This window comes from Novosphingobium mississippiense (assembly GCF_044029535.1).
Classification (GTDB): domain Bacteria; phylum Pseudomonadota; class Alphaproteobacteria; order Sphingomonadales; family Sphingomonadaceae; genus Novosphingobium.
In genome coordinates, this window is record NZ_CP147001.1 from 89,221 (window position 1) to 110,459 (window position 21,239).

The following is a 21,239-nucleotide window of genomic DNA, read 5'->3' on the forward strand; positions in this document are numbered from 1 at the left end:
CGTGCTTCAAGATAAGAAATCTTCTCAAAGTCAAATTAATTGCTAATGTGAACGTCCTGTCGGGGTGATGGTGAGATTTCGTGAGCTTTAAAAAATTTGCGATGAATGTCGTAACGCTTGGCGGGCATGATCAGCTTGAGGCTGCAAAGGCCACTTACGAGGCTGTCTATCAAGAATATGAAGCCAATCGGAATAAGTTGTTTTGGCTGACAAGTACGAGGGATGATCATTTGTCAGACCTTGGAGAACTTGTAATCGCCACATTCAAGGCCGCGAAATCTGCCCGACGTATGTTGCGGAAAGAGGTTTCGTGTAAAATCCCCCCTTCGTCAGAAGTTAAATTAGTCCGCTCAGAGGCACTTCACACGCCTTCCTTGACCAACGTTGACCGAGTTATTGCGGATTATACGTCCTCCGTGGGTATCGCGGGAGGAGCGGGGGCTGGCGCGGCTGCGGCAGCAGGTTCGTGGTCGCTCGTTGCGCTAGTCGGTTCCGCTTCTACGGGGACAGCTATTTCAACACTTTCCGGAGTGGCAGCGACAAACGCAACGCTGGCATGGTTCGGTGGAGGAGCATTAGCTGCTGGTGGGGCTGGTATGGCTGGCGGCACTTTGGTTCTGGGGGGCGTCGCTCTCGTGCCTGTTTTGGCTGTCGCTGCTTGGCATTCCAGATCAAAGGTCAAAGAGATCAATCATGAGGTAGAGAAGGTTCGTCACGCCAATCTGCAGGTCAATTATGCTATCGGGCCAACGCAAAAGGCCATTAAGCTGATCGACGACTGTTTGGACGCGGTTCGACCATCAGCCACGGCACTTCAATGTGAGTTAGAGGCTGCCAAACAAGCCCTTTTTCCCGTTTGGGGATGGTCAATATTTAAGCGATGGATTGCAAGACTGTTCGGAAGTTCTTTCTATTCGGCTTCAGAGGAGCAGGTTATTATGGATTTGGAATCTGCCTTGATTGAATTTGTCACTTGCTTTCAACGTTTGCAGATTAATCCCGGCGATTCTGAGAACCGGCGTACCTGATAGCTTCGAGTAGCGGTTCGACTGAAACCGTAACAGCCGCGCGGACCATTTCCCGCAGATTTTCTGGGCTTTACCTGCTGACTATCGGCACCAAACCGTAGCAGATTGTCGTAGCAGAATGAGTTTGGGGGACCATCTTGCGATGATCCCCCAACATTCTCAATCACTTGAGAAGTGATGGTGCCCAGAAGAGGATTGCGCCGGGGCGCCCGTTTGGTCTCTGATGCGGGCTCCGAGATTTCTCGTGTGATTTCAATTTCTGGGGTTGTTGAAGTTTCGAGTCCCAGAAGAGGCACCGTGCCTTGACCGTTCGATCGGCCCGAAGTGTTGAGCCCTGTTAGGTTCGGCTGAAGCTGGTCGATCGAGGCATCATTCTCGTCGAGAATGCCGGTGGCGTCGCGGGTGTCGGCGGTGTTCATCCGGGCTGTCGTCCTTGTCCTGTGCGGGCATAAATATTCGATGCAGGCATTTTCATTCTCGTCATCGCTGGGCCTTCAGGCCGGTGTCGGCTTCAACGATCCAGATTTTCACCTCGCCGAGTTCCAGGTTGGCGTCGCGGAATGCGTTGAGTGGCTCGGCGATGAACTGGTGTTGCGATGTCACGAGCGAGGCATACGTTGTCGGCGGTTTCATCGTAGCGACCGAAGTCGGGTCTGGATCGGTTTTTCCGATGCCGCGACTGCGGATCGCTTCCGCCAGGCTGCTCGGCGTTTCGGCTTCTGACCGGCGCCTCAGGCGCTATTGCTTCCTTGATCCTCGGCCATTCTTGCGCTGGCTTTTGGCCCGGTCTTTCTCGCTGACGAGATTTTCCTCGGGCGCGGCTTTGGCCAGATAGCTGGGGGGCTGGTAGGGCTTCATCCCGTGGCTAACGCTCCGGACAAGCATCGCCTCGACCGTTGCCGAAGATGCGTCTGGATGGCCATTCTGAAGCTGAGCGCGCTTGCTGCGTTTGACGTTGGCGAGCGATCCGGCACGGGCTTCGCGCTCATTGTCCTTCCGCATCCCGTAGATGGCTTTTTCAATAAATCGCTTTACGGAGCCATGCTTGAGCCATGGCTCGTTTCCGTGTCCTTTCATGCCTTTGAGTATAGCGGAATCCCTGGAATCGGTCACTATCTTTCGGGCGGTCATGCCGGGGCCGACGCCTTGATCGTCGCCGTTGCTCGATATGCCGAACCGATAATCCCGCGTCAGTGCGTGGTAGGGAACTCGATGATGTTGTCGCCATCGGCATCGTCGAGGAAGGTCTGCATGCCTTCCTGCACGACCGTCAGTTGGAAGGCCCGGTAGGCATCTTCGTCGGTCTTGAAGGTCTCCTGCCAGGCTATCGAGGTGCCCCGGTCATTGATGACCTCAAGGGTCCATTCCACGTCTTCTTCCAGGCGGTAGATGCTGACATCCACGGTGATGCCGTCGATCGTGATCATGCGGGACAAGCCGGAGTGGATGATCTCAGGGTCGGGTTCGATCACGTGGTCCTCCTCGGGCGTCAGGTCTTGGGAGCAGTCTGCCATGGATGACGGGCGAGTAAAGACCGGCGGCCCGAGAAGGGCCGCCGATTAGTTAATGGAAGGCATGCCGATTCGCGGCTGCCCCTCGGGTCGCGGGGCGATTATTAGCTAATTTTGCACTGGGGCGACATTAACTTTTCACGTTACCCGGTCGGGTGAACGATCAGCCCTTTCTTGAACATCGCTGTTGGAATTATCTTTCTGCGCCTTGATCGATGCCAGTGCGCGATAGACCGAGGCGCGGCTGATTTTCATGATAGCCGCGATTTCGTCTGGCGTGTTCTTGGCCGACAGTTCGCGCACCCGATCGAGGTTGATGGCGGATTTCCGCTTTCGGTAGGTCCCGCGTTCCTTGGCCGCTGCAATGCCTTCCTTCTGGCGTTCTGCCCGGAGGGCAACTTCGAACTCAGCTACACTGGCCAGAATCGAGATGGTCAGGCGGCCGGTGCTGCTGGTGGTATCAATCGCCTGGTCCAAGCACTTGAAGCCCACGCCCTTCGCGTCGAGTTCGGCAAGGAGATTATGGAGATCACGCGCCGATCGGGCGAAGCGATCCAGCTTGGTCACCAAGATCGTGTCGCCGCTCCTGGCGAAGTTCATGCATCGTTGAAGTTCGGGGCGATCATCTGCCGTCCTGCCGGATACCTTCTCCAGGTAAAGGTTCGCTTCATCGATCCCGGCAGCCATCAGTGCTGTTCGCTGGATGTCGAGGCATTGGTCCGAAGAAGAAACCCTTCCGTATCCGATCAGCATGAAGTTCCTTTGTCTCGTTTGATCTACATCTGTGAGACTATCTCATCTGGGTCGGAATCGCAATGATCTGAGACTGCGTCGGCATCCTGGCGCGGATCGCACCCAAGTATACCCCGTGGACAAGGCAAACGATCAGGATTGGGGGCCCGACATTGGATCGCGCACCCGTCGGAACGACGGTTGCGGGCGAGATGCTCGTCTACCTCACTAGCGTTCGGTCGATCGAGCACCTCGCAGTCTGGATACGCACTGGGTGTAGATGTGGAACGGGAAAGCATTGCCCCCGGAGGGGGGCATAAGCGGGGTTCCTCATATAGATATATGTCTTCCCGCTTATCACCCCCGTCTTCGACGGGATCATGATCCCGCTCCCACCCCTCCCACGTCAGAGCAGAGTGCGTATCTCGCAATTTTAAAAAACGGGCCGAGATTGATCGGGTGTCAGTCCGGCAGATCGACGGGCGGCATCGTGATCGGAAGGCCGATCGAAGACCGGGCTTCGAGCGATTGGGAGCGATCTGTCACCGCCGAGAGCAATACTTTTGCGCACTTGGCTTTAAGCGGGTCTTTCTCCTAGCCCTTACAAGAAAAGCGGATGAGCGAGGTTATCGTGATCAGTGCCCTCCGCACAGAACCGGAAGGCTTTATGAAAATCGAGGACATTGTTGGATTCTGGCGTGACGAGCAGCAAACAAATGCTCGAAACCAATGGGTCCACCGGCTTGATCGGGAATGGTTGGAAAAAGGTCCTCACAGCTTCAACCTCGATCATCCGGTCAGTCCCTATGTAGGCGATGTGATCAATGCTCCGATAATAATTCTCGGAGCGAACGCGGGCTACAATTCCGCGCTAACCCCTAGCGAGTTTCCGGATACAACCTCGACGAGCAATTACATCGCTCGCGTTGGCAACCCATCGGAGTCAGATTGGTCATTTGTATCTCGCTATTATGACCGCACGAACTATGGGCATCTTGTCGCTACTGGCCAAGCAGTTGTGGTAAATGCCTGCGCCTACCGTAGCCCTAAGCTCAGCGAGGAACCTGATAACCGAGCAATGATCAGGCGCCTTCCCTCAGCAGTGTTTGCGCGCCGGTGGCTCCTAGAAGCAGTCCTTCCAATGGCAGCAAATGGCGAGCGGTTGATCGTCGTGAAGCGCGGGCGGCAATGGAAGCTTCCCCCCGCGTTCGCGGCAAATCCTGGCGTTACCGCCGACCCTGCTCCCGTGAGCCCGCAAATTACACGTGCGCCATTCGCCCGCATTGCTAGCTTCCTAGCCTGCCAGAAGGCCTCAAACTAACAACGCCAGGTTTGCTTGACGAATCAAAGCCCGGCTGTTCAAGGGCAGGTGTTCTGCACCACTGCCGGGCTCTGATCACCATTCCGAGTAAGGCTGGAGTAGGCGACCCAGGGCACGCGCGACATCGTTGCCAGTTTGGCTCGAGTCCCAGCGATCTCGAATGTCATGAATGTAGACAAATTCCCTAGCTTGCGCCCCGAGGGAATCTGGTACCGGACGATTTCTCCGGGCGTAAACGCCGTCCAGAGCCCAATCGCCCTCGCTCTTGTCGAAGCAGAGCAGTACGCGGCGGCCATCCTCCGCAATGAATTCTCCAAAAGCGCTTTCTCCCAGCAGGGCCGTCGCTGTATAATTCCTGCCGCAGTTCCGATAGCGGCGGGCGACTTCGTGAAGCGCGAGACCGTCGCGGATTGGCCGATAGGAGGCGGATTCCTCAATCGGGAATTCGGCATATTTGATCTGACGGCACCATCGCCTCACGATCGATTCAATGGGCGCGGGTGAAGCCATGAGTGCCTTCACAAGGCCCTCTCTTCTTCCCGTCCGTTCTTCAAAAAGATCGATCACTGCGATCAGGTCACGCGCGTGCTGGAGATCTTTGATCCGCTCGATGATGCGGCAATCGCAAAGGTCCGCAGGAAGCATGTTGATGATTTCAAGGCGCTCCGGATTGAGCCAGGTTACGTGCATGATGGCCGTGACGACATGCAGATGCCCGAACGCGAGCGCGTCATAAAGGTCGCGGTAATAGGCGGCATCGTGGGGATGGGCCCCGCTCTTGGCCAATGCCCTGCGGAAGCCGTCTGGCACATGCTCGAATGCCTGGGCCAGAATGCTTCGGTGATTGGCGCGGCCGAGATACTCGCCGGTCGCGCCTTCGGCATCGTGGTCGGCGGAGATGTTGGAGAGGAAGGCGGCAATGACCTGCCTACGCTCATTACTTGCGCGCAGGAAACGGCCTGCGAAGCCAGGGCACGCTTCGTCGAGCGCTACGATTGCATCGAGCGCCCAACCAGAGACGGGAGTGATGGTAGCCATGATGATACTCCGGGAAGTTATATCATCAAGGCATCCTTTTTAGCGATTTCATGTGGTTAGGATATGCTACCGCCGCTAAGATGTCGATCTCAAATAGCCGTGTGGCGCAAGCGGCCCCGACAATGCACCGGTCGAAACGGGCTTGTAGGGGGATTTTTCATCTCTACTGACGCATGAAAATCTGCGCTCGGACAGCCAATCCAGGGATAAATCGTGAATCATCAATCGCTCGCCGCTTTCATTTGGTCGATCGCTGACCTCCTGCGCGGGGATTACAAGCAGTCCGAATACGGGCGCGTCATCTTGCCGTTTACAATACTTCGTCGCCTGGATTGCGTGCTGGCGCCTACGAAGGACGCCGTGCTGGCAGAATACAAGGTGAAGTCGGCTATGGGTGTTAACCCTGAGCCTTTCCTGCTCCGCGCCGCGAAATTGAGTTTTTACAACACCGACCCGCTCGACCTTGGTAAGCTGATGGGAGATCAGGACAACATCGCGGCGAACCTGCTTCAATATGTGGACGGATTCTCGCCTGCGGTCCGCGACATCTTCGAGCAGTTTGAGTTTCATGCGAAAGTCGAGAAGCTCGCGAAGACGGGCCTGCTTTATCAGGTCGCCGAACGGTTCTCGCAGGTCGATCTTCACCCGAGCAAGGTGAGCAACTCCGCTATGGGCCTCGCCTTCGAGGAACTGATTCGGAAATTCGCGGAAATCTCAAACGACACCGCAGGTGAGCACTTCACCCCGCGTGAAGTGATCCGGCTCATGGTCGATCTGCTGTTCGTCGAGGACGACGACGCATTGAATCTGCCTGGAATCGTCCGCACGATTTACGATCCAACTGCGGGTACCGGCGGGATGTTGTCGGTGGCTGGCGAATATCTTGCAGAGCATAACCCGCAAGGACACCTCAGCATGTTCGGCCAGGAACTCAATCCAGAGTCCTACGCGATCTGCAAGGCCGACATGCTCATCAAAGGCCAGGCTATCGAAAACATCGCCTTCGGCAACACTCTGTCAGATGATGGCCATCCCTCCCGCACGTTCGACTATATGCTGTCGAATCCTCCGTTTGGTGTCGAGTGGAAGAAGGTCGAGAAGCAGATTCGCACTGAGCACGAGCAGAAGGGCTACGATGGCCGTTTCGGCCCCGGCCTGCCGCGCGTGTCTGACGGTTCGCTGCTGTTCCTCATGCATCTGCTGTCGAAGATGCGTCCGTGGACGGAAGGGGGATGCCGGTTCGGCATCGTCCTCAACGGTTCGCCGCTGTTTACGGGCGGCGCGGGCAGCGGCGAGAGCGAAATCCGGCGCTATGTGTTGGAAAACGATCTCGTGGAGGCGATCGTCGCGCTGCCGACCGACATGTTCTACAATACCGGCATCGCCACCTATGTCTGGGTCATCAGCAACCGGAAGCCGGATGCGCGTCGGGGCAAGGTGCAGTTGATCGACGCCAGTTCCATGTGGCGCAAGATGCGCAAATCCTTGGGTTCGAAGCGCAAGGAGATGTCGGACGAGCAGATCGCTGAGGTGACGAAGCTGTTCGGCAGTTTTACTGAGGCGACGCTTGCCACCGTGTTCGACGCGGACGGTAAGGAAGTCGATCGCATCGTGGTGATGGAAGGAGAGCCGGATCCCGCCGCGCCTGAAGGCGGCAAGGTGAAGCTTGCGCCGCTATCGCGTATCCTTCCGAATATGGCCTTCGGGTATCGCACGATCACCGTCGAGCGCCCGCAGCGCGATGAGGCGGGCAAGATCGTGCTGGGGCAGCGCGGCAAAGCCAAGGGCAAGCCGCAGGCGGACAGTTCATTGCGGGACACCGAGAATGTGCCGCTTAGTGAGGAGATCGAGACCTACTTCGCGCGCGAGGTTCTACCGCACGCCGAGGATGCTTGGATCGACACCACCAAGACCAAGGTCGGCTACGAAATCCCCTTCACGCGCCACTTCTATGTGTTCGAGCCGCCGCGTCCGCTCGCTGAGATCGATGCCGAACTTGGGGAGGTCACGGACCGGATCAAGGCTATGCTGGAAGGGCTCGCAGCGTGAGCTTTCCGGCGTATCCGAGCTATCGAGAAAGTGGCGTCGATTGGTTGGGTGAAGTCCCCAGCCATTGGACCGTCACAGCACTTAAGCGGGCATTCGCAATTTCAGGCGGTTCAACGCCGAAGTCCGATGTAGAGGATTTCTGGGATGGTGAAATCCCGTGGATCACGCCGGGCGATCTCAGCAAGCTTGGGACAAAGTTCCTTACTGGAACCGCTAGAATGATTACCGAAAGTGGGTTGGCGTCTTGCGCCACTTCGCTGAGTCCTGCTGGAAGTGTCGTCATCTCGACGCGCGCCCCCATCGGCTCGCTTGCCGTCACCAAAATTCCAGCCAGCACCAATCAGGGCTGCAAGACGCTGATCCCGGCAAACGGCGTCAATGCGGTATTTGCGTTTTACACCCTGTCTTCCGCCACTGAGCAATTGAATGTTCGAGGAAAGGGATCAACCTTCCTTGAGATTTCGGCAGATGATCTCGGGGCATTCGCATTGCCGTTTCCTCCGTCGGCAGAACAGGATGCCATAGCCGCGTTCCTTGACCGCGAAACCGCCAAGATCGACGCGCTCATTGAGGAGCAGCAGCGCTTGATCGCGCTGCTGAAGGAGAAGCGGCAAGCCGTCATCTCCCACGCCGTCACGAAGGGCCTCGATCCGAACGCACCGATGAAGGACAGCGGTATCGAATGGCTTGGCGAGGTGCCTGCGCATTGGGCAGTGCGCCCGCTCAGATATCTCATCTCACTGCGTAGCGGGGGAACTCCAAGCAAGGCCCGGGAAGACTTCTGGGATGGTTCCATACCGTGGGCATCGGCCAAAGACCTGAAAAGTGAACGCTTGTCAGACACCATCGACCACCTCACGGAATTGGCAATTTCCGAAGGAAGTGTAGAGCTAAACCCTGCTGGTTCGATCTTAATCCTTGTGCGCGGGATGATGCTGGCACGAGCTTTCCCTGTAGTCGAAATACTTGTTCCGATGGCGATCAACCAAGACTTGAAAGCGGTCTTGCCAAAAATCGGAATGTCGAGCCATTTTCTCGCTTGGGCGTTTCGTGGCACAGCGCAGGAATCACTCGATAGGTGTGCGGAGGCAGGTCACGGGACCAAAGCGCTTCGGATGGAAGATTGGCTGTCTCTGCCGCTGCCATGTCCGCCGTTGGATGAACAAGTTGCTCTCGCCAACCTTCTCGACGATAAAACTCAGCAAATTAACGAACTCGTCGCGACCGCTGAGGCTGCAATTGGACTGCTCGCTGAGCGCCGCGCTGCCCTTATTTCCGCCGCCGTCACCGGCAAGATCGATGTTCGCGGGACCGCGAAGGTGCTGCCGTTCCCTGTCGATCGCACCCGAGCGCGCAGCCTTGTCGCCACCGAAATCATTGAACGCTGCGCCAGCCAGCCGACCTTCGGTCGCGTGAAGTTCCAGAAGATCGCCTTCCTTGCTGAGGGGCATGTCGGCATCAGCGAGCTTGAGGGCTCCTACCTCCGAGAGGCCGCTGGCCCGCTCGATCGACTGCTGATCGAGGAAATGGAAAACGGTGCGCAAGCCATCGCGGGGGTCGAGCGTGACCAACCGGGTGGTCCCGGCACGACTGTCACCTACCGGCTCGGTCGGTCGCGCGGCGCGCATCGCCAAGAGCTTGCCGATTGGCTGGGGGAGGAACGCACCACCAAGCTCGACAAGCTGATCGCCGACTTCGCTGACCTCACCACCAAAGGCGCCGAGGCCGTGGCAACCCTCTATGGCGTGTGGAACGATGCGCTCATCGACGGCCAGTCGCCCAGCGATGACGAGATCATCGCCGGTTTCCTCAATGATTGGCACTCCGAAAAGCCGAAGAAGTTCCGTGCCGCCGAGCTTCCGACATGGCTCGACTGGATGCGTCGCCACGGCATCGTGCCCACCGGCTCCGGCCCCAAGGCCACGACGGGGAGGCTGTTCGCATGAGCCCAGCGGTTGGTTGGAGTCTCGAACTCTACTACATCGACGGTCGCCCGGACGGCATGGTAACGGCGGAACTATTCAACTGGACCGGTCATGTCCTCATGTTCCCGCGCACCCAGTTGAGCGCGGCGCTTGCGCGCGGGGAAGCGAGCTACGCGGGCGTATACCTGCTGCTCGGCGACCAGAACGGCGAGCCCTTTGCCTATATCGGTGAGGGCGAGGACATCGGCGCGCGCATCCGTCAGCACGATGTCCGCAAGGAATGGTGGACCAACGCAGTCCTGGTTACCGCTTCGGCCAACAAGCTCAACAAGGCCCATGTCCGCTACCTTGAAGCGCGGATGATCGCGCTCGCCAAGGGGATCGGCCATACCCCGCTGGACAACCTAACAGCACCGGTCCTCCCGACTCTCAGCGAAGCCGACATCTCGAAGATGGAGGCTTTTCTCGAGAACCTGCTGATCGTGCTCCCCGCCGTGCGCGTGGACATGTTCATTCAGCGCGCACGCTCCTCGCGGCCATCCGCACCGGCTGCGTCGATTCCGTCGCTTGCGCAGCCCCAGCAGACCGACGAGGGCGGAACGCGGTTCGTGATGGAATCACGCAAGCATGGCCTGCGCGCCTCCGCCGTCCTGACGGATGGGGAGTTCGTGGTGGGAGCGGGATCGACGGCCAAGTGCGAGTGGACCGGCCTCGACCACCACACTTACGCCTCGCTATACGCCGAACTGCGCCGGTCGGGCGTCCTCGCGGAACAGGGCACGCACTGCGTCTTCACGCAGGACTACGCCTTCCGCAGCCCAAGCGCCGCCGCTGCCGTCGTCAACGGCAGAGCCTCGAACGGCCAGATCGACTGGCGCACCGCCGACAGCGGCTTGACCTATAAAGACTGGGAAGCCCGACAGGTCGAGGCCCCGGAAGGAGCAAGCGCGTGAGCCTCAATATCGATAGGCAGTTGGCCTCGATTGCCACTGCGACCCCTGACAACCGAAAGAAAACGCGCGCCAACGCTGAGCAATGGCTTACCAGCGGTTCCCCCGACCAACGGGAGGCGGCTCAGCGGATGATTGATGCCTTGGAGCGACAGGCGAAGGATGAGCATGATGCGCTCATCGGGGAACTCAGCGGCCTCGGCATAGCCGAGCGTGTGATCCGCGCATTTACCGTGAAGTCCATGACGGAAACTGAGGAGAAACTGATACAGGTTTTGCTCGACCACCCGGGCTCCACCTCAACGGAACTGACGCAGGCGCTGGGATGGAAGGCGCAAAGCTGGCACATGCATTTCGGCACAATGTGCGCCGATCGCGCGATCTATTTGTGGCCCGCGCCCGACGCGGAAACTCGTAACGGGAAGTTTTATTCGGGCATCCTTGCGGACCTCAAGGAGCCGGAAAACCTCTTCACGATGAAACCGGATGTTGCCGCCGCGTTTGGGGGTCTGGGCCTGAGAAAGCGCACCTGATGCCGGTCTACGAGGTCAATGAGGGCAAACTGACCGCCGCGAACCCGACCCGCTTCTATGTGGAGGGCCTGCGCGAGCGTCAGGATATCCAGCGCATGTTGCGCGATCAGATTGCTGTCCTCGGCGAAGACTTGTTTGTGCTGTCCGACGAATATGGCGGATGGATCGATAGCAATCGCCGCATCGACCTGCTCTGCCTCGACCCCGAGGCCAACCTTGTGGTGGTCGAACTCAAGCGCGACGACGCAGGCCACATGGAGCTTCAGGCGATCCGCTATGCTGCGATGATTGCACGGATGACTTTCGCTGAGGCGGTGGATGCACATACCCAATACCTGCGACGCTGCGGTCAGTCGGGTGAGGACGCCGAGGCCCAATTGCTCGCCTACCTCAATTGGCAGGAAGCGGAGCAGGAAGAGTTTGGCGGCAGCGTTCGCATCATCCTCGCTTCGGCGGCGTTCAGCAAGGAACTGACGACCACGGTCCTGTGGTTGCGCGAGCAAGGGCTCGACATTAGCTGTATCCGCCTGAGCCCCTATAAGCTGGCTGACGGTCGCCTCCTGCTCGATGTCCAGCCGATTATTCCTCTCCCTGAGGCGACCCAGTTCCAGACCCAGATCGGCCTCAAGCGGCAGGCCGAGCAGAAGGCCAAGGTGGAGCGTCACGAGGTTCGCTACGAGTTCTGGCAGGGCTTGCTCGCGCTCGCGGCGGAACGGACGCCGCTGCATGCGGGGCGCAGCCCTTCGAAAGACAACTGGATTTCGGCCTCAGCGGGCGTCGCCGGGTTCACTTTCGTCTACACGATCCGGCAACGGGATTCTCAGGTCCATCTGTGGATCGAGGACAATCAGAGCTTCTTCCTCAAGCTCGAAGCCGATCATGCCGCCATTGAAAGTGAGTTTGGCGGGAATCTCGTGTGGAAGCGCGAAGAGGGTCAGCGGGGCACGCTGATCGGAGCGCTGGTCGAGGGTGGATATCGCTCCGATCGAAACGACTGGCCGAAGGTGCAGCAGGCATTGGTTGACGCGATGCTGCGTCTTGAGCGCGTGCTGAAACCGCGCCTCAGCCAAATGAAGCAGGGGTAAGGTTTTGAGCATCCATAAGGAAATCCGCTTCGAGGACGAAATTTGCGGGCACCTCAGCGCCAACGGATGGCTCTACGACACCGGCAGTGCAGCCCTCTATGATCGCAAGCGCGCCCTGTTCCCAGCGGACCTCATCGCATGGGTGCAGGAAACTCAGCCCAAGGTCTGGGAGTCGCTGACCCGCAGCAACGGCGCAGCCGCTGAAAGGGCGCTGCTCGATCGCGTGCGCAAGCAGATCGACGATCGTGGCACGCTTGATGTTATCCGCCACGGTGTCGAGATCGCGGGCATTCGGGGAACGATCTCGCTGGCTCAGTTCAAGCCCGCCATGGGCATGAACCCCGAGATCAACGCCGCCTATCAGGCGAACCGCCTGCGCGTGGTGCGCCAGCTTCGATACTCGACGGCGAATGAGAATTGCCTCGACCTGGCCCTTTTCCTCAACGGCATCCCCGTCGCGACGGTGGAACTGAAGACAGACTTCACCCAATCGATCGCTGACGCCATCGACCAGTATCGCTTCGACCGTCTGCCCCGGCCCAAGGGGCAGAACCCGGAGCCGCTGCTCAGTTTTCCCACTGGCGCTCTGGTTCATTTCGCAGTGAGCAACAGCGAAGTGCATATGGCGACGAAACTGGCGGGGCCAGCTACGCGCTTCCTCCCGTTCAACAAGGGTGATGCGGGCGGCGCGGGAAATCCGATCAATGAACACGGGCATCGCACCGCATACCTTTGGGAAGAAATCTGGGAGAGGGAAAGCTGGCTCGAAATCATCGGGCGGTATCTGGTGGCACAGCGGGACACGAAGCGGGCCATCAGCGGCGTCATCTTTCCCCGGTATCACCAGCTTGATGCCACCCGGAGGTTGCGCGCTGCCGTGCGCACCGAGGGGGCGGGCGGCAAATATTTGATTCAGCACTCGGCGGGGAGCGGCAAGACCAACTCGATCGCATGGGCCGCGCACTTCCTTGCCGATCTTCATACCGAAGCCGACGAGAAGCTGTTCTCGACCGTGATCGTCGTGTCGGATCGCAATGTCATTGATGCCCAGCTTCAGGACGCTCTGTTCGGGTTCGAACGCACCACAGGCGTCGTCGCCACGATACGCAGTGAGGGCGGGGCGAAGAGCAGCCAGCTTGCTGATGCTTTGGCGCAGGGCAAGAAGATCATCGTCTGCACGATCCAGACATTTCCGTTTGCGCTCGAAGCCGTCCGTGACCTTGCCGCCACTGAGGGTAAGAGGTTCGCGGTCATCGCTGACGAAGCCCATAGCTCACAAACTGGCGAAGCCGCAAAGAAGCTGAAGCAGCTACTATCCCCTGAGGAAATTGCCGACCTTCAGGACGGCGGTGAGGCCAGCGCCGAGGACATCCTTACTGCGCAGATGACGGCTCGTGCAGGCGACAGCGGCGTCACCTATGTGGCGTTCACTGCGACCCCCAAAGGCAAGACACTCGAATTGTTTGGGCGCAAGCCTCAGCCGGATCAGCCGTCTGGCCCGGGTAACCTTCCTAGCGCTTTCCATGTCTATTCAATGAGGCAAGCGATCGAGGAAGGCTTCATTCTCGATGTCCTCAAGAACTACACCCCATATCGGCTGGCCTTCCGCCTCGCCAATGACGGTCAAGAATGGGACGACAAAGAGGTCGAGCGCAGCACCGCGCTGAAGGGGATCATGCGCTGGGTGCGCCTGCATCCCTACAATATCGCGCAAAAGGTTCAGATCGTCGTCGAACACTTCCGGGAAAATGTTCAGCCCCTACTCGATGGCAAGGCCAAGGCAATGGTCGTGCTGGGGAGCCGCGTCGAGGCCGTTCGCTGGAAAATGGCAATTGACGGATACATTCGTTCGCAGCGCTACGACCTTGGAACCTTGGTCGCCTTTTCTGGCGAGGTGAATGACCCAGACTCAGCGGATGAGCCCGTCACGGAGAGTACAGCCGCTCTCAATCCCGGCCTCAAGGGCCGGGATATCCGCGACGCTTTCACGGGCGAGGATTTCCACCTCCTTCTCGTTGCGAACAAGTTCCAGACCGGGTTCGATCAGCCGCTCCTTTGCGGCATGTATGTTGATCGGCGGCTTGCGGGCATTCAAGCGGTGCAGACACTCTCACGCCTCAATCGCGCGCATCCCGGCAAAGACACCACCTATGTCCTCGACTTCGTGAACTCGTCCGAGGAAATCCTTACTGCGTTCCGCACCTACTACGATACCGCTGAGCTTGAGGCCGCTACCGATCCGAACCTGGTGCTCGATCTCAAGGCGAAACTGGACGCCAGCGGCCACTATGATGAGTTTGAAGTAGAGCGCGTCGCTATCGTTGAGATGAACCCCCGCGCCAAGCAGGGCGATCTGATTGCCGCCATCGAACCGGTCGCCGACCGCTTGCTCAAGCGTTACAAGGCCGCACAGGATGCGCTTCTCGGTGCGCGTGAGCGTAATGACGCCAATGGCCTCGCGGATGCGCAGGACGAGATCAATGCGCTGGTATTGTTCAAGAATGATATGGCGGCATTTCAGCGGGCCTACAGCTTCCTCTCGCAGATTTTCGATTACGCCAGCACTGCGATCGAGAAGCGGTTTCTGTTCTACAAACGGCTAACGCCGTTGTTGGAGTTCGGTCGTGAGCGTGAGGGCGTGGACCTGTCCAAAGTGGTCCTCACACACCACAACCTGAAAAACGAGGGGCCGCGCCGCCTCGATGTCGCGGGCCGTGACGAAACGAAGCTTCAGCCGATGACCGGGGTTGGTTCCGGCTCCGTCCAAGAGAAGGAGAAGGCGCGGCTCGCCGAGATCATCGAACGGGTCAACGATCTGTTCGGCGCAGACACCACCGATGGCGATCAACTGAGCTACGTCAACGTCTTACGAGACAAAATGCTTGAATCGGACTTGCTGGTAACGCAAGCGACCAACAACACTAAGGCGCAGTTCGACAATTCACCGACATTGCGGGACGAATTAATGAACGCGATCATCGACGCATTCGAAGCTCATGCATCGCTGAGCAAACAGGCTCTCGGTTCGCAAACGGTTCGGGATGGCCTCAAAGAGGTGCTGCTCGGCCCAGGCCAGCTTTATGAAGCACTTCGTTCTCGTGCTGAGATCGCCAACGTCCGGATATGATGTAGAAGCTAGCCCGTAGGTGGGGGATCACCAATCGACGTGTTGCCCATAGCGCGCAGGTTTCACAGAAAATTGTTAAGCGCGGTAGTTTGGAATGCGGCTTCTCCCGCTTCGGACGGAAATCCAACCTCCAAGACTCGGCACTCTGCGACCTCACATTCGTCCGAAAGGCCGCAGTCAGCGACGATCTCATGCGCCAATTGACATTCGGCTTCGATGTCCTGGCATGGCTCCAGAGCCTCGAGGAAAAGCCAAAGGTCCTGATCCCAGCGCCAGCCAGGCCGATCCGCCATTCTGGCCGCGATCTGATCGGCCGCCATGGCCGAGACGCATTCGATCGCGACAACGCGGCTCTGCACATCGATGGTCGAGGCCTGGTCGGTGGAGCATCGTTCCTCCATCCATGCAATGACAGCCCCAAGTCGCTCCGCTGGGACAATGAAAGCGCGGGTCAGCACGCCCGATTTTCGGCCAACGTTTCTCGCGCCGGTTGCGCAGCGAGTGCCGATGGTGCTGTCAAGCGCTGGAACGCCTGCCAAGAAGCGGGGTCAGAAAATTCAATAAAACGCATGCGGATGTCTCTCGGTGACTGGGTTCACCGATATTTATGCGGCTTATCGGAGAGACGCGGGTTTCGTCCTGTGCTTTAACATTATTTTTCAATCTCGTGCGAAACACTGCCACAAGGTCATATTGGAGAATGACCTACAACGGAGTGCGACATGAAAGACCTGTTCAAGCAACGCCTGGGCTTCATCGATAGCGCGATCGAGCGCGCCGGAAAATTCGATGAGCGCGCCAATCGCGCGGCCGATCGCGGCGACAATGCAACGGCTGCCCGCATGAGGGGGCGTGCAGACGCGCAGGCGCGCCGTGCAGAGAAGTCTATTGAGAACGCGCTAAAAGACCTCGATTGACGCGGCGAGAAGCTCGGGCGCCACGATCGTGGCGCCCGAACAATCACGAACGGCGCGCTTCCCGCCTTTCCTCCGTGTCGAGGTGCAATTCGAAATCGTAACGCATCCCCGCAAACGCCCCACGAGCTTCGAGCGTGGCGTACAACCTTCGATTTATCAGTAGGATGTGCCGCTCTGCGCCGGTTCGGCGGAATCCGAGGTTTCTCCCGCAAGTTTGGTTTATTTCATCCACGTGCGATGCCACCACCAGATCGTCCCGGCCCGTCCAAGCGTTAATGGCCTGCACCTGCTCGTACTGGGCAGGCGACATGAACGTGCAAGTTTGGATAATATTCTTACTCAGCAGTGCGTTTGATCCTCGGGCTGCAGCGTGCGACATCACTTCGACCTTCCACACGGGATCAAATGTGCCTTTCCGGTTAGAGATTACGGTCCATTCGGCGGACGCGCATTTCCCCAAGCCCTCCCACTCCGCCTGAGCAACCGAGCCGATTTTTTCGGCAACAACCTTGCGGTTCGGTCTCACCTCGACCTTGTCGCGGGTGATGGACGGCGTTTCGAAATCCACCTCGTAGAGCCGGGGCATGGCGCGCTTGGCGACCGTAGCAGGCACCAGTTCAGTGGTGAGAAAGACGATCCGCTCAGCAATGGGATTCCCTACGTGCGACCACCAATTCCGATTTCGCACATACCATCCGCGACCATGACTCCGCGCATACACGTCCTTTGCAGGATCATCACATGTGCGCGTTACATACTCCTCCGTGTCTTTGGTCGTGACGCGCGCCCAATCTCCCGGACCGAGGAGGCGGCGGATTTCGTGATCATCAGCCTCGATCGCCGCCGGTTTCGGCGCAGCGGCATTATGTTCGGCAATGGTTTCGCGCTGGACAGCATAGTGAGCGCCGTCCCAAATGGCGGGGTTTCGCGCCTTCAGCGCTTGCAGCCAGTCATAGGCTTCAGCCGGTATCGCATCGACAAATGTGCTGATTTTGATCTCGTCATGGACTAGCATAGCCAAGTCTGTTTCGGATATCTGCTGTCCGTCGTCGGCGGCCTCCTCCCAAAACGAGCGCGTCCACAAGCGCCGTGTCCGCCCGTAATCTCGCCACCCATAGGCCACATCATGAACCGTAAAAAGGACGGGTTCGCGGTCGCCGATTGCTGCCCACATGTTCGCGTGCCGCTGCTTGAGGGCATGTAAGACCTTCGGCTGTTTACGTTCGACCATCGACCAGCGAGACTGATTTCCAGCCTTGATGGCATCATCATAGCTGATCTCACCCAGCCCAAGCTCCTTGCAGATTTCGGCGTAGGTCCGGGAAAAGCTTTTCCAGACAACGCCATGCACGCCGGGGTGTGACAGCGAATTGAATGCATCGCATTTCTCTTCGGCATTAGCGTAATCGCCGAAGGCGTACAGTGCGAGACCCGGACGATCTATCTCCTGCATGATCTGGGGGTGACGCCTCATGATCGAACTGGTCTTCGCAGAGCCTTCCGGCCCGCGAAGCAGCGTCATCTGTTCCAGACGGATCAAAGAAGGGAGACCTTTCTCCAGCGCCGTGCGCACCGCATCGGCATCGGCGGCCCCATTGATCGCAGAAATCATCTGCGAACCGGGGTGTCGTGCATGAAGGTCATCGTCATTGGCCGCCACGGACTGAGCCTCCGGCCTTCGTTCTTTCCGAAAGCGGGCCAGCCAGAGCTTGATCATTTCGCCGAGGGGATGCTCCAACTTGCGGGCGGTTCCCGCAGACGGATTTCCGTTGATCTGGACCGTGCAGTGCGTTTCCAGCATCACGCTTGACGGATTACGATCGGCAGCAGAATTGCGAAAATGGGCGATCCACAACCGACGCGTGTCGTCGAATTGCAGTCGGTCCAGTTGCGGATAGCCGGTATAGATTTCGCGAAGACGGTCTTCACAGTAGTCGATCTCCGCTCGTTGGAGGACATTGCCGAACGATATGGAATTGGCCGCCACGCCCTGCGGGCGCGCAATCCTGCTTGCCTTCGCGAATTTCGTCGGCTGGAAAAAGAGCATGGATGCTTTGGGATGCGCACGGTCCCGGAAGCGCTCCCACAGCACGACCTGAGGCACTTCCATGCCAGTGGGCATGCCCAGCAGATTGTCTTTTTCCAACAGACGGGTTCCACCGGGCAAGCGACGAAAGGCCCCCGGCACTTTCAGGCTGGGATCAGGCTTAATCGGCACCCCGTCGGAATTGGCGGACGGCTTCAGGATTGCCTGCACTTCCTTGGCGAGCATCTCCCAGTGGGCCATCAACCCCGCATGGGCCGATCCGACTACGGGATGAAGGCTTTGATAGGTCTTGCATTCAAAGGTGATATGGATGTGCAGGCTTTTGCCTCCGCTCCAGGCGACCGTGATCCCGACAAAATCCGCCCATTGCTCAGAGCAGAGATAGAAGAGCTTGCCGATCTTAGATTTTTCCCAGGCCTTCTTCGGGAGAAGCCATTCAAGCTGCTCCTGGAAAAACGGCAACTCGTCGCGGTCGTACTCGTACGTGAAGACTACGTGTTTTCCGAGGATCGTACGATCCTTCGGCGCGAGGTCGCGCCCTCTATCCAGTTCCAGCGAATTGGTGAAAAACGCGTACGGATACCAAGCTTCTTGAAGCTCGCGACGCAGCCGAACGGCATGTACGTGGGTGCGCGACGCCTTAGCCTTTTTCGATATCGATCGATAGGAGCCGTCCCAACACGCTGAGGGGATGATAACGTCGCTGAGGAGCTTTGACGCGCGTGAACTGTTGGCGAAGAGCCTGAAATAGTTTTCGCCGAGGGGGCGAATGTATTGGTTCCAGAGGGGGAGATAGTCGGCGGACAATGCTATGTACCGGTGTTGGAGGCTGTGGTTCGTGCCCATCATGCAGGCATGGGGCGGCGCTCTCTGGACCAAAGTTGGCCAAAGGCACCTTGCGGGGGATTGACGGTGGGAGAGTGGATTAATGGGCGCGGGGGACCGCGCCCTTGAAGACAGCTACGCGGCCGCGCATTCCTTGTGGCGAACTACGCGGATCGTTTTTGCCAGAATTGCTGCCGCCCTCTCGCTCAGGAAGAGATCGCGGCCGCTCCAGCCATGCGAACGCGGCATTTTCGAAACGACGGATTCAACCTGCCGAAGATCATCAAGTTTTACCGTAGCGCGAAACGGATAGCGTCCCGCAAGTCTGCTTCTGGCAGCCGTCATATCCCGCTGCTCCGCCTCGTTTTCAGCACCAATTCGGTCCCAATGCCGCCTGCCGACAGGAATGACGGATTCAACGCAATCAAGAATGTGAGTGGGCGCGTACCGATTGCGGGGCCCTGCAGTCGCCGAAATCAACTTCTTGAGAGCCTTATCTTTGGGGGGCTGGCGGAAGGCGATCGCGGCAATTGTCTCGCCCAAACCCATCACGAAGGCGGCGTTTTTGGGAGACATGTGTTTGACGCGTTCGAGCAGCGCCGCGCTCGGGTTGCGAATGTAGCAATTCCAATCGTCGGAAGGTTCTACAACCCGAGAGGCCGCCACCTGACGTGCTCGTTCCAAGGCGCTAAGGCGATAGATATACATGTGGCAGCCGACGATCGAAGAGACGCATCCATATCGATTTGCTGCGGCCTCAATGATGGCCTTCGCGTTGTTGCGGGTCCGAGCATAACTGCCCACCCAATCCTTTGCCTTGCCTTGAAGGTCGTTCAAGCGCCAGGATGCATAGCCTCGGATGTAGGCGTTGTCGAAGCGCTCATCCTTTGCGCGAGCCAAGGCGAAAGCGGCAGTTTCTCCGTATGCGAAGGTCCCCATTACGCTTCCTCCGGCTCGCCGAAACAGCGGACATAGTCATCGGAATCGCCGTGAAGTTCGACAAGCTGCCGCGCCTCGTCTTCGTCCAGGGCAACAATGGTGTCGGTATCTCGACCGCACTGACCGCCGCTATCCAAAACAACGGCAAAGCGGCTCAGGGCGCCGCCGCATCCGCAAAGAAAATAGCGGCCATTCTTGGTACGATAGAGCCTGCTGTCTTCATGTTTGAAGTCGCTGTAGGGCAGGTCATTCCCCGCGTCGCAGATAAATTCTGCGGTTTCGGTATTATAAGTAAGGTTGTTGATGATCTTCTTCATTATGACAATATGATCCTTGTTCCACGAGGCAGGCACCGCGCAGAAAATTGGTAAAGCTTCGCCATCGCTTGAAACCAAGCATGACTATGATGTTATGAGGACGCACGTCTCCCATGGCCTGGAACCCAGGCGAATGATCTGAGATTGTGCGGTGAGGTTGGGGTTAGCCGGTATCGACTGACATGACGCATTCTCCACCCCGACGGGTGAGCGTCAGGCAATCCTAGGTTGAAACTTTCCGCTGGCGCATATCGCGACAACAGGTGCCAGCAATCGATGGCACAAACAACCAATAGGCCAGAAGCCCGCATCTATCAATAATAAAATTATCCCCACACCTTATATACCTCTTTCGATTCCAGAAACAAGCGCAAATTTAAAATTTGGTCGAAAGCAGAACGGCGCTTTCCTGCCGTTCTTGTCGAACGATTTGAAAAAATTGGAAAATCGCTCGGGAAATCCGGGGCTGCGTCGAAGGGCTGTCAATATGTAGTTTAAGCTGGGCTGAATTTTTCGCGGGTGAGCGGCCGCATGAAAAATGAAATATGATTCAGCATCGCAATGATCTCGGCGGACATGATGTTCGCGCTCTGAGTTCAGCTTTCGACCTTCCTTCCGATCACGATGCCGCCCGTCGATCTGCCGGACTGACACCCGATCAATCTCGGCCCGTTTTTTAAAATTGCGAGATACGCACTCTGCTCTGACGTGGGAGGGGTGGGAGCGGGATCATGATCCCGTCGAAGACGGGGGTGATAAGCGGGAAGACATATATCTATATGAGGAACCCCGCTTATGCCCCCCTCCGGGGGCAATGCTTTCCCGTTCCACATCTACACCCAGTGCGTATCCAGACTGCGAGGTGCTCGATCGACCGAACGCTAGTGAGGTAGAC

The 21,239-nt window shown here is 58.0% G+C and carries 19 protein-coding genes; 10 read left to right on the plus strand and 9 right to left on the minus strand.

The window, feature by feature from the left end; all coding sequences use genetic code 11:
• Positions 1–80 precede the first annotated feature (80 nt).
• Entirely contained in the window at positions 81–1,028 is a 948-nt protein-coding gene (locus tag WBP06_RS00420; protein WP_395330732.1) for a hypothetical protein, read from the plus strand.
• Here the strand turns inward: WBP06_RS00420 and WBP06_RS00425 are convergent.
• Positions 980–1,447 carry a hypothetical protein gene (locus WBP06_RS00425; RefSeq protein ID WP_395330734.1) on the minus strand — a complete coding sequence of 156 codons (468 nt, stop codon included), beginning with the start codon at positions 1,445–1,447 and terminating at the stop codon, positions 980–982. The genes WBP06_RS00420 and WBP06_RS00425 overlap by 49 nt on opposite strands.
• Here WBP06_RS00425 and WBP06_RS00430 point away from each other — a divergent pair.
• The gene (locus WBP06_RS00430; protein WP_395330737.1) at positions 1,431–1,751 is read left to right on the plus strand and encodes a hypothetical protein; all 321 of its coding nucleotides are present in this window, start codon (positions 1,431–1,433) and stop codon (positions 1,749–1,751) included. The two genes, WBP06_RS00425 and WBP06_RS00430, sit on opposite strands and share 17 nt — an antisense overlap.
• A gap of 15 nt (positions 1,752–1,766) precedes the next feature.
• Here the strand turns inward: WBP06_RS00430 and WBP06_RS00435 are convergent, their stop codons facing one another.
• From WBP06_RS00435 to WBP06_RS00445, 3 genes are all read right to left on the minus strand, one after another.
• Positions 1,767–2,159 carry a hypothetical protein gene (locus WBP06_RS00435; protein WP_395330739.1) on the minus strand — a complete coding sequence of 131 codons (393 nt, stop codon included), beginning with the start codon at positions 2,157–2,159 and terminating at the stop codon, positions 1,767–1,769.
• Positions 2,160–2,218: 59 nt separating this feature from the next.
• Positions 2,219–2,500 (minus strand): hypothetical protein, encoded by a 282-nt coding sequence (locus WBP06_RS00440; RefSeq protein ID WP_395330741.1) that lies wholly within the window; start codon positions 2,498–2,500, stop codon positions 2,219–2,221.
• Positions 2,501–2,677: 177 nt separating this feature from the next.
• Complete coding sequence (locus WBP06_RS00445) at positions 2,678–3,292, minus strand: recombinase family protein (protein ID WP_395330743.1); 615 nt, start codon at positions 3,290–3,292, stop codon at positions 2,678–2,680.
• 595 nt (positions 3,293–3,887) lie between these two features.
• Between WBP06_RS00445 and WBP06_RS00450 the strand changes: the two genes are divergently transcribed.
• Complete coding sequence (locus WBP06_RS00450; RefSeq protein WP_395330745.1) at positions 3,888–4,592, plus strand: hypothetical protein; 705 nt, start codon at positions 3,888–3,890, stop codon at positions 4,590–4,592.
• A 75-nt stretch (positions 4,593–4,667) separates the two neighbouring features.
• Here the strand turns inward: WBP06_RS00450 and WBP06_RS00455 are convergent, their stop codons facing one another.
• The gene (locus WBP06_RS00455) at positions 4,668–5,630 is read right to left on the minus strand and encodes a hypothetical protein (RefSeq protein ID WP_395330747.1); all 963 of its coding nucleotides are present in this window, start codon (positions 5,628–5,630) and stop codon (positions 4,668–4,670) included.
• A 213-nt stretch (positions 5,631–5,843) separates the two neighbouring features.
• Between WBP06_RS00455 and WBP06_RS00460 the strand changes: the two genes are divergently transcribed.
• From WBP06_RS00460 to WBP06_RS00485, 6 genes are read left to right on the plus strand one after another with little or no spacing between them, the layout of a single operon-like run.
• Positions 5,844–7,679, plus strand: coding sequence for an N-6 DNA methylase (locus WBP06_RS00460; RefSeq protein WP_395330749.1), 1,836 nt, complete (start codon positions 5,844–5,846; stop codon positions 7,677–7,679).
• Positions 7,676–9,625 (plus strand): restriction endonuclease subunit S, encoded by a 1,950-nt coding sequence (locus WBP06_RS00465; protein WP_395330751.1) that lies wholly within the window; start codon positions 7,676–7,678, stop codon positions 9,623–9,625. Before WBP06_RS00460 ends, WBP06_RS00465 begins: the two co-directional genes overlap by 4 nt.
• Positions 9,622–10,557, plus strand: a complete 936-nt coding sequence (locus WBP06_RS00470) for a GIY-YIG nuclease family protein (protein ID WP_395330753.1) — start codon at positions 9,622–9,624, stop codon at positions 10,555–10,557. The genes WBP06_RS00465 and WBP06_RS00470 overlap by 4 nt, the downstream gene beginning before the upstream one ends.
• Positions 10,554–11,087, plus strand: a complete 534-nt coding sequence (locus WBP06_RS00475; RefSeq protein ID WP_395330755.1) for a hypothetical protein — start codon at positions 10,554–10,556, stop codon at positions 11,085–11,087. The genes WBP06_RS00470 and WBP06_RS00475 overlap by 4 nt, the downstream gene beginning before the upstream one ends.
• A complete protein-coding gene (locus tag WBP06_RS00480; RefSeq protein WP_086494249.1) occupies positions 11,087–12,172 on the plus strand; it encodes a DUF4268 domain-containing protein in 1,086 nt (361 codons plus the stop codon). The genes WBP06_RS00475 and WBP06_RS00480 overlap by 1 nt, the downstream gene beginning before the upstream one ends.
• A gap of 4 nt (positions 12,173–12,176) precedes the next feature.
• Complete coding sequence (locus WBP06_RS00485) at positions 12,177–15,299, plus strand: type I restriction endonuclease subunit R (protein WP_395330758.1); 3,123 nt, start codon at positions 12,177–12,179, stop codon at positions 15,297–15,299.
• Between the two features lie 62 nt (positions 15,300–15,361).
• Here the strand turns inward: WBP06_RS00485 and WBP06_RS00490 are convergent, their stop codons facing one another.
• The gene (locus tag WBP06_RS00490; protein WP_395330760.1) at positions 15,362–15,757 is read right to left on the minus strand and encodes a hypothetical protein; all 396 of its coding nucleotides are present in this window, start codon (positions 15,755–15,757) and stop codon (positions 15,362–15,364) included.
• Between the two features lie 264 nt (positions 15,758–16,021).
• Here WBP06_RS00490 and WBP06_RS00495 point away from each other — a divergent pair, with 264 nt between their 5' ends.
• On the plus strand, positions 16,022–16,216 hold the full coding sequence (locus WBP06_RS00495; RefSeq protein WP_395330762.1) for a hypothetical protein: 195 nt from the start codon (positions 16,022–16,024) through the stop codon (positions 16,214–16,216).
• 43 nt (positions 16,217–16,259) lie between these two features.
• Here WBP06_RS00495 and WBP06_RS00500 read toward each other — a convergent pair whose 3' ends face one another.
• From WBP06_RS00500 to WBP06_RS00510, 3 genes are all read right to left on the minus strand, one after another.
• Positions 16,260–19,070: a hypothetical protein gene (locus WBP06_RS00500; protein WP_395330764.1), complete on the minus strand. Its 2,811-nt coding sequence runs from the start codon at positions 19,068–19,070 to the stop codon at positions 16,260–16,262.
• Between the two features lie 153 nt (positions 19,071–19,223).
• Complete coding sequence (locus tag WBP06_RS00505) at positions 19,224–20,027, minus strand: hypothetical protein (protein WP_395330766.1); 804 nt, start codon at positions 20,025–20,027, stop codon at positions 19,224–19,226.
• Positions 20,027–20,344, minus strand: coding sequence for a hypothetical protein (locus WBP06_RS00510; protein ID WP_395330768.1), 318 nt, complete (start codon positions 20,342–20,344; stop codon positions 20,027–20,029). Before WBP06_RS00510 ends, WBP06_RS00505 begins: the two co-directional genes overlap by 1 nt.
• Between the last annotated feature and the right edge of the window lie 895 nt (positions 20,345–21,239).

Bases quoted from the DNA above. Each gene is read 5' to 3' on its own strand.
- WBP06_RS00445 (WP_395330743.1), bottom strand. From the start codon at position 3,292: ATGCTGATCGGATACGGAAGGGTTTCTTCTTCGGACCAATGCCTCGAC.
- WBP06_RS00425 (WP_395330734.1), bottom strand. From the start codon at position 1,447: ATGAACACCGCCGACACCCGCGACGCCACCGGCATTCTCGACGAGAAT.
- WBP06_RS00435 (WP_395330739.1), bottom strand. From the start codon at position 2,159: ATGACCGCCCGAAAGATAGTGACCGATTCCAGGGATTCCGCTATACTC.
- WBP06_RS00470 (WP_395330753.1), top strand. From the start codon at position 9,622: ATGAGCCCAGCGGTTGGTTGGAGTCTCGAACTCTACTACATCGACGGT.
- WBP06_RS00480 (WP_086494249.1), top strand. From the start codon at position 11,087: ATGCCGGTCTACGAGGTCAATGAGGGCAAACTGACCGCCGCGAACCCG.
- WBP06_RS00450 (WP_395330745.1), top strand. From the start codon at position 3,888: ATGAGCGAGGTTATCGTGATCAGTGCCCTCCGCACAGAACCGGAAGGC.
- WBP06_RS00505 (WP_395330766.1), bottom strand. From the start codon at position 20,027: ATGGGGACCTTCGCATACGGAGAAACTGCCGCTTTCGCCTTGGCTCGC.
- WBP06_RS00495 (WP_395330762.1), top strand. From the start codon at position 16,022: ATGAAAGACCTGTTCAAGCAACGCCTGGGCTTCATCGATAGCGCGATC.
- WBP06_RS00455 (WP_395330747.1), bottom strand. From the start codon at position 5,630: ATGGCTACCATCACTCCCGTCTCTGGTTGGGCGCTCGATGCAATCGTA.
- WBP06_RS00510 (WP_395330768.1), bottom strand. From the start codon at position 20,344: ATGAAGAAGATCATCAACAACCTTACTTATAATACCGAAACCGCAGAA.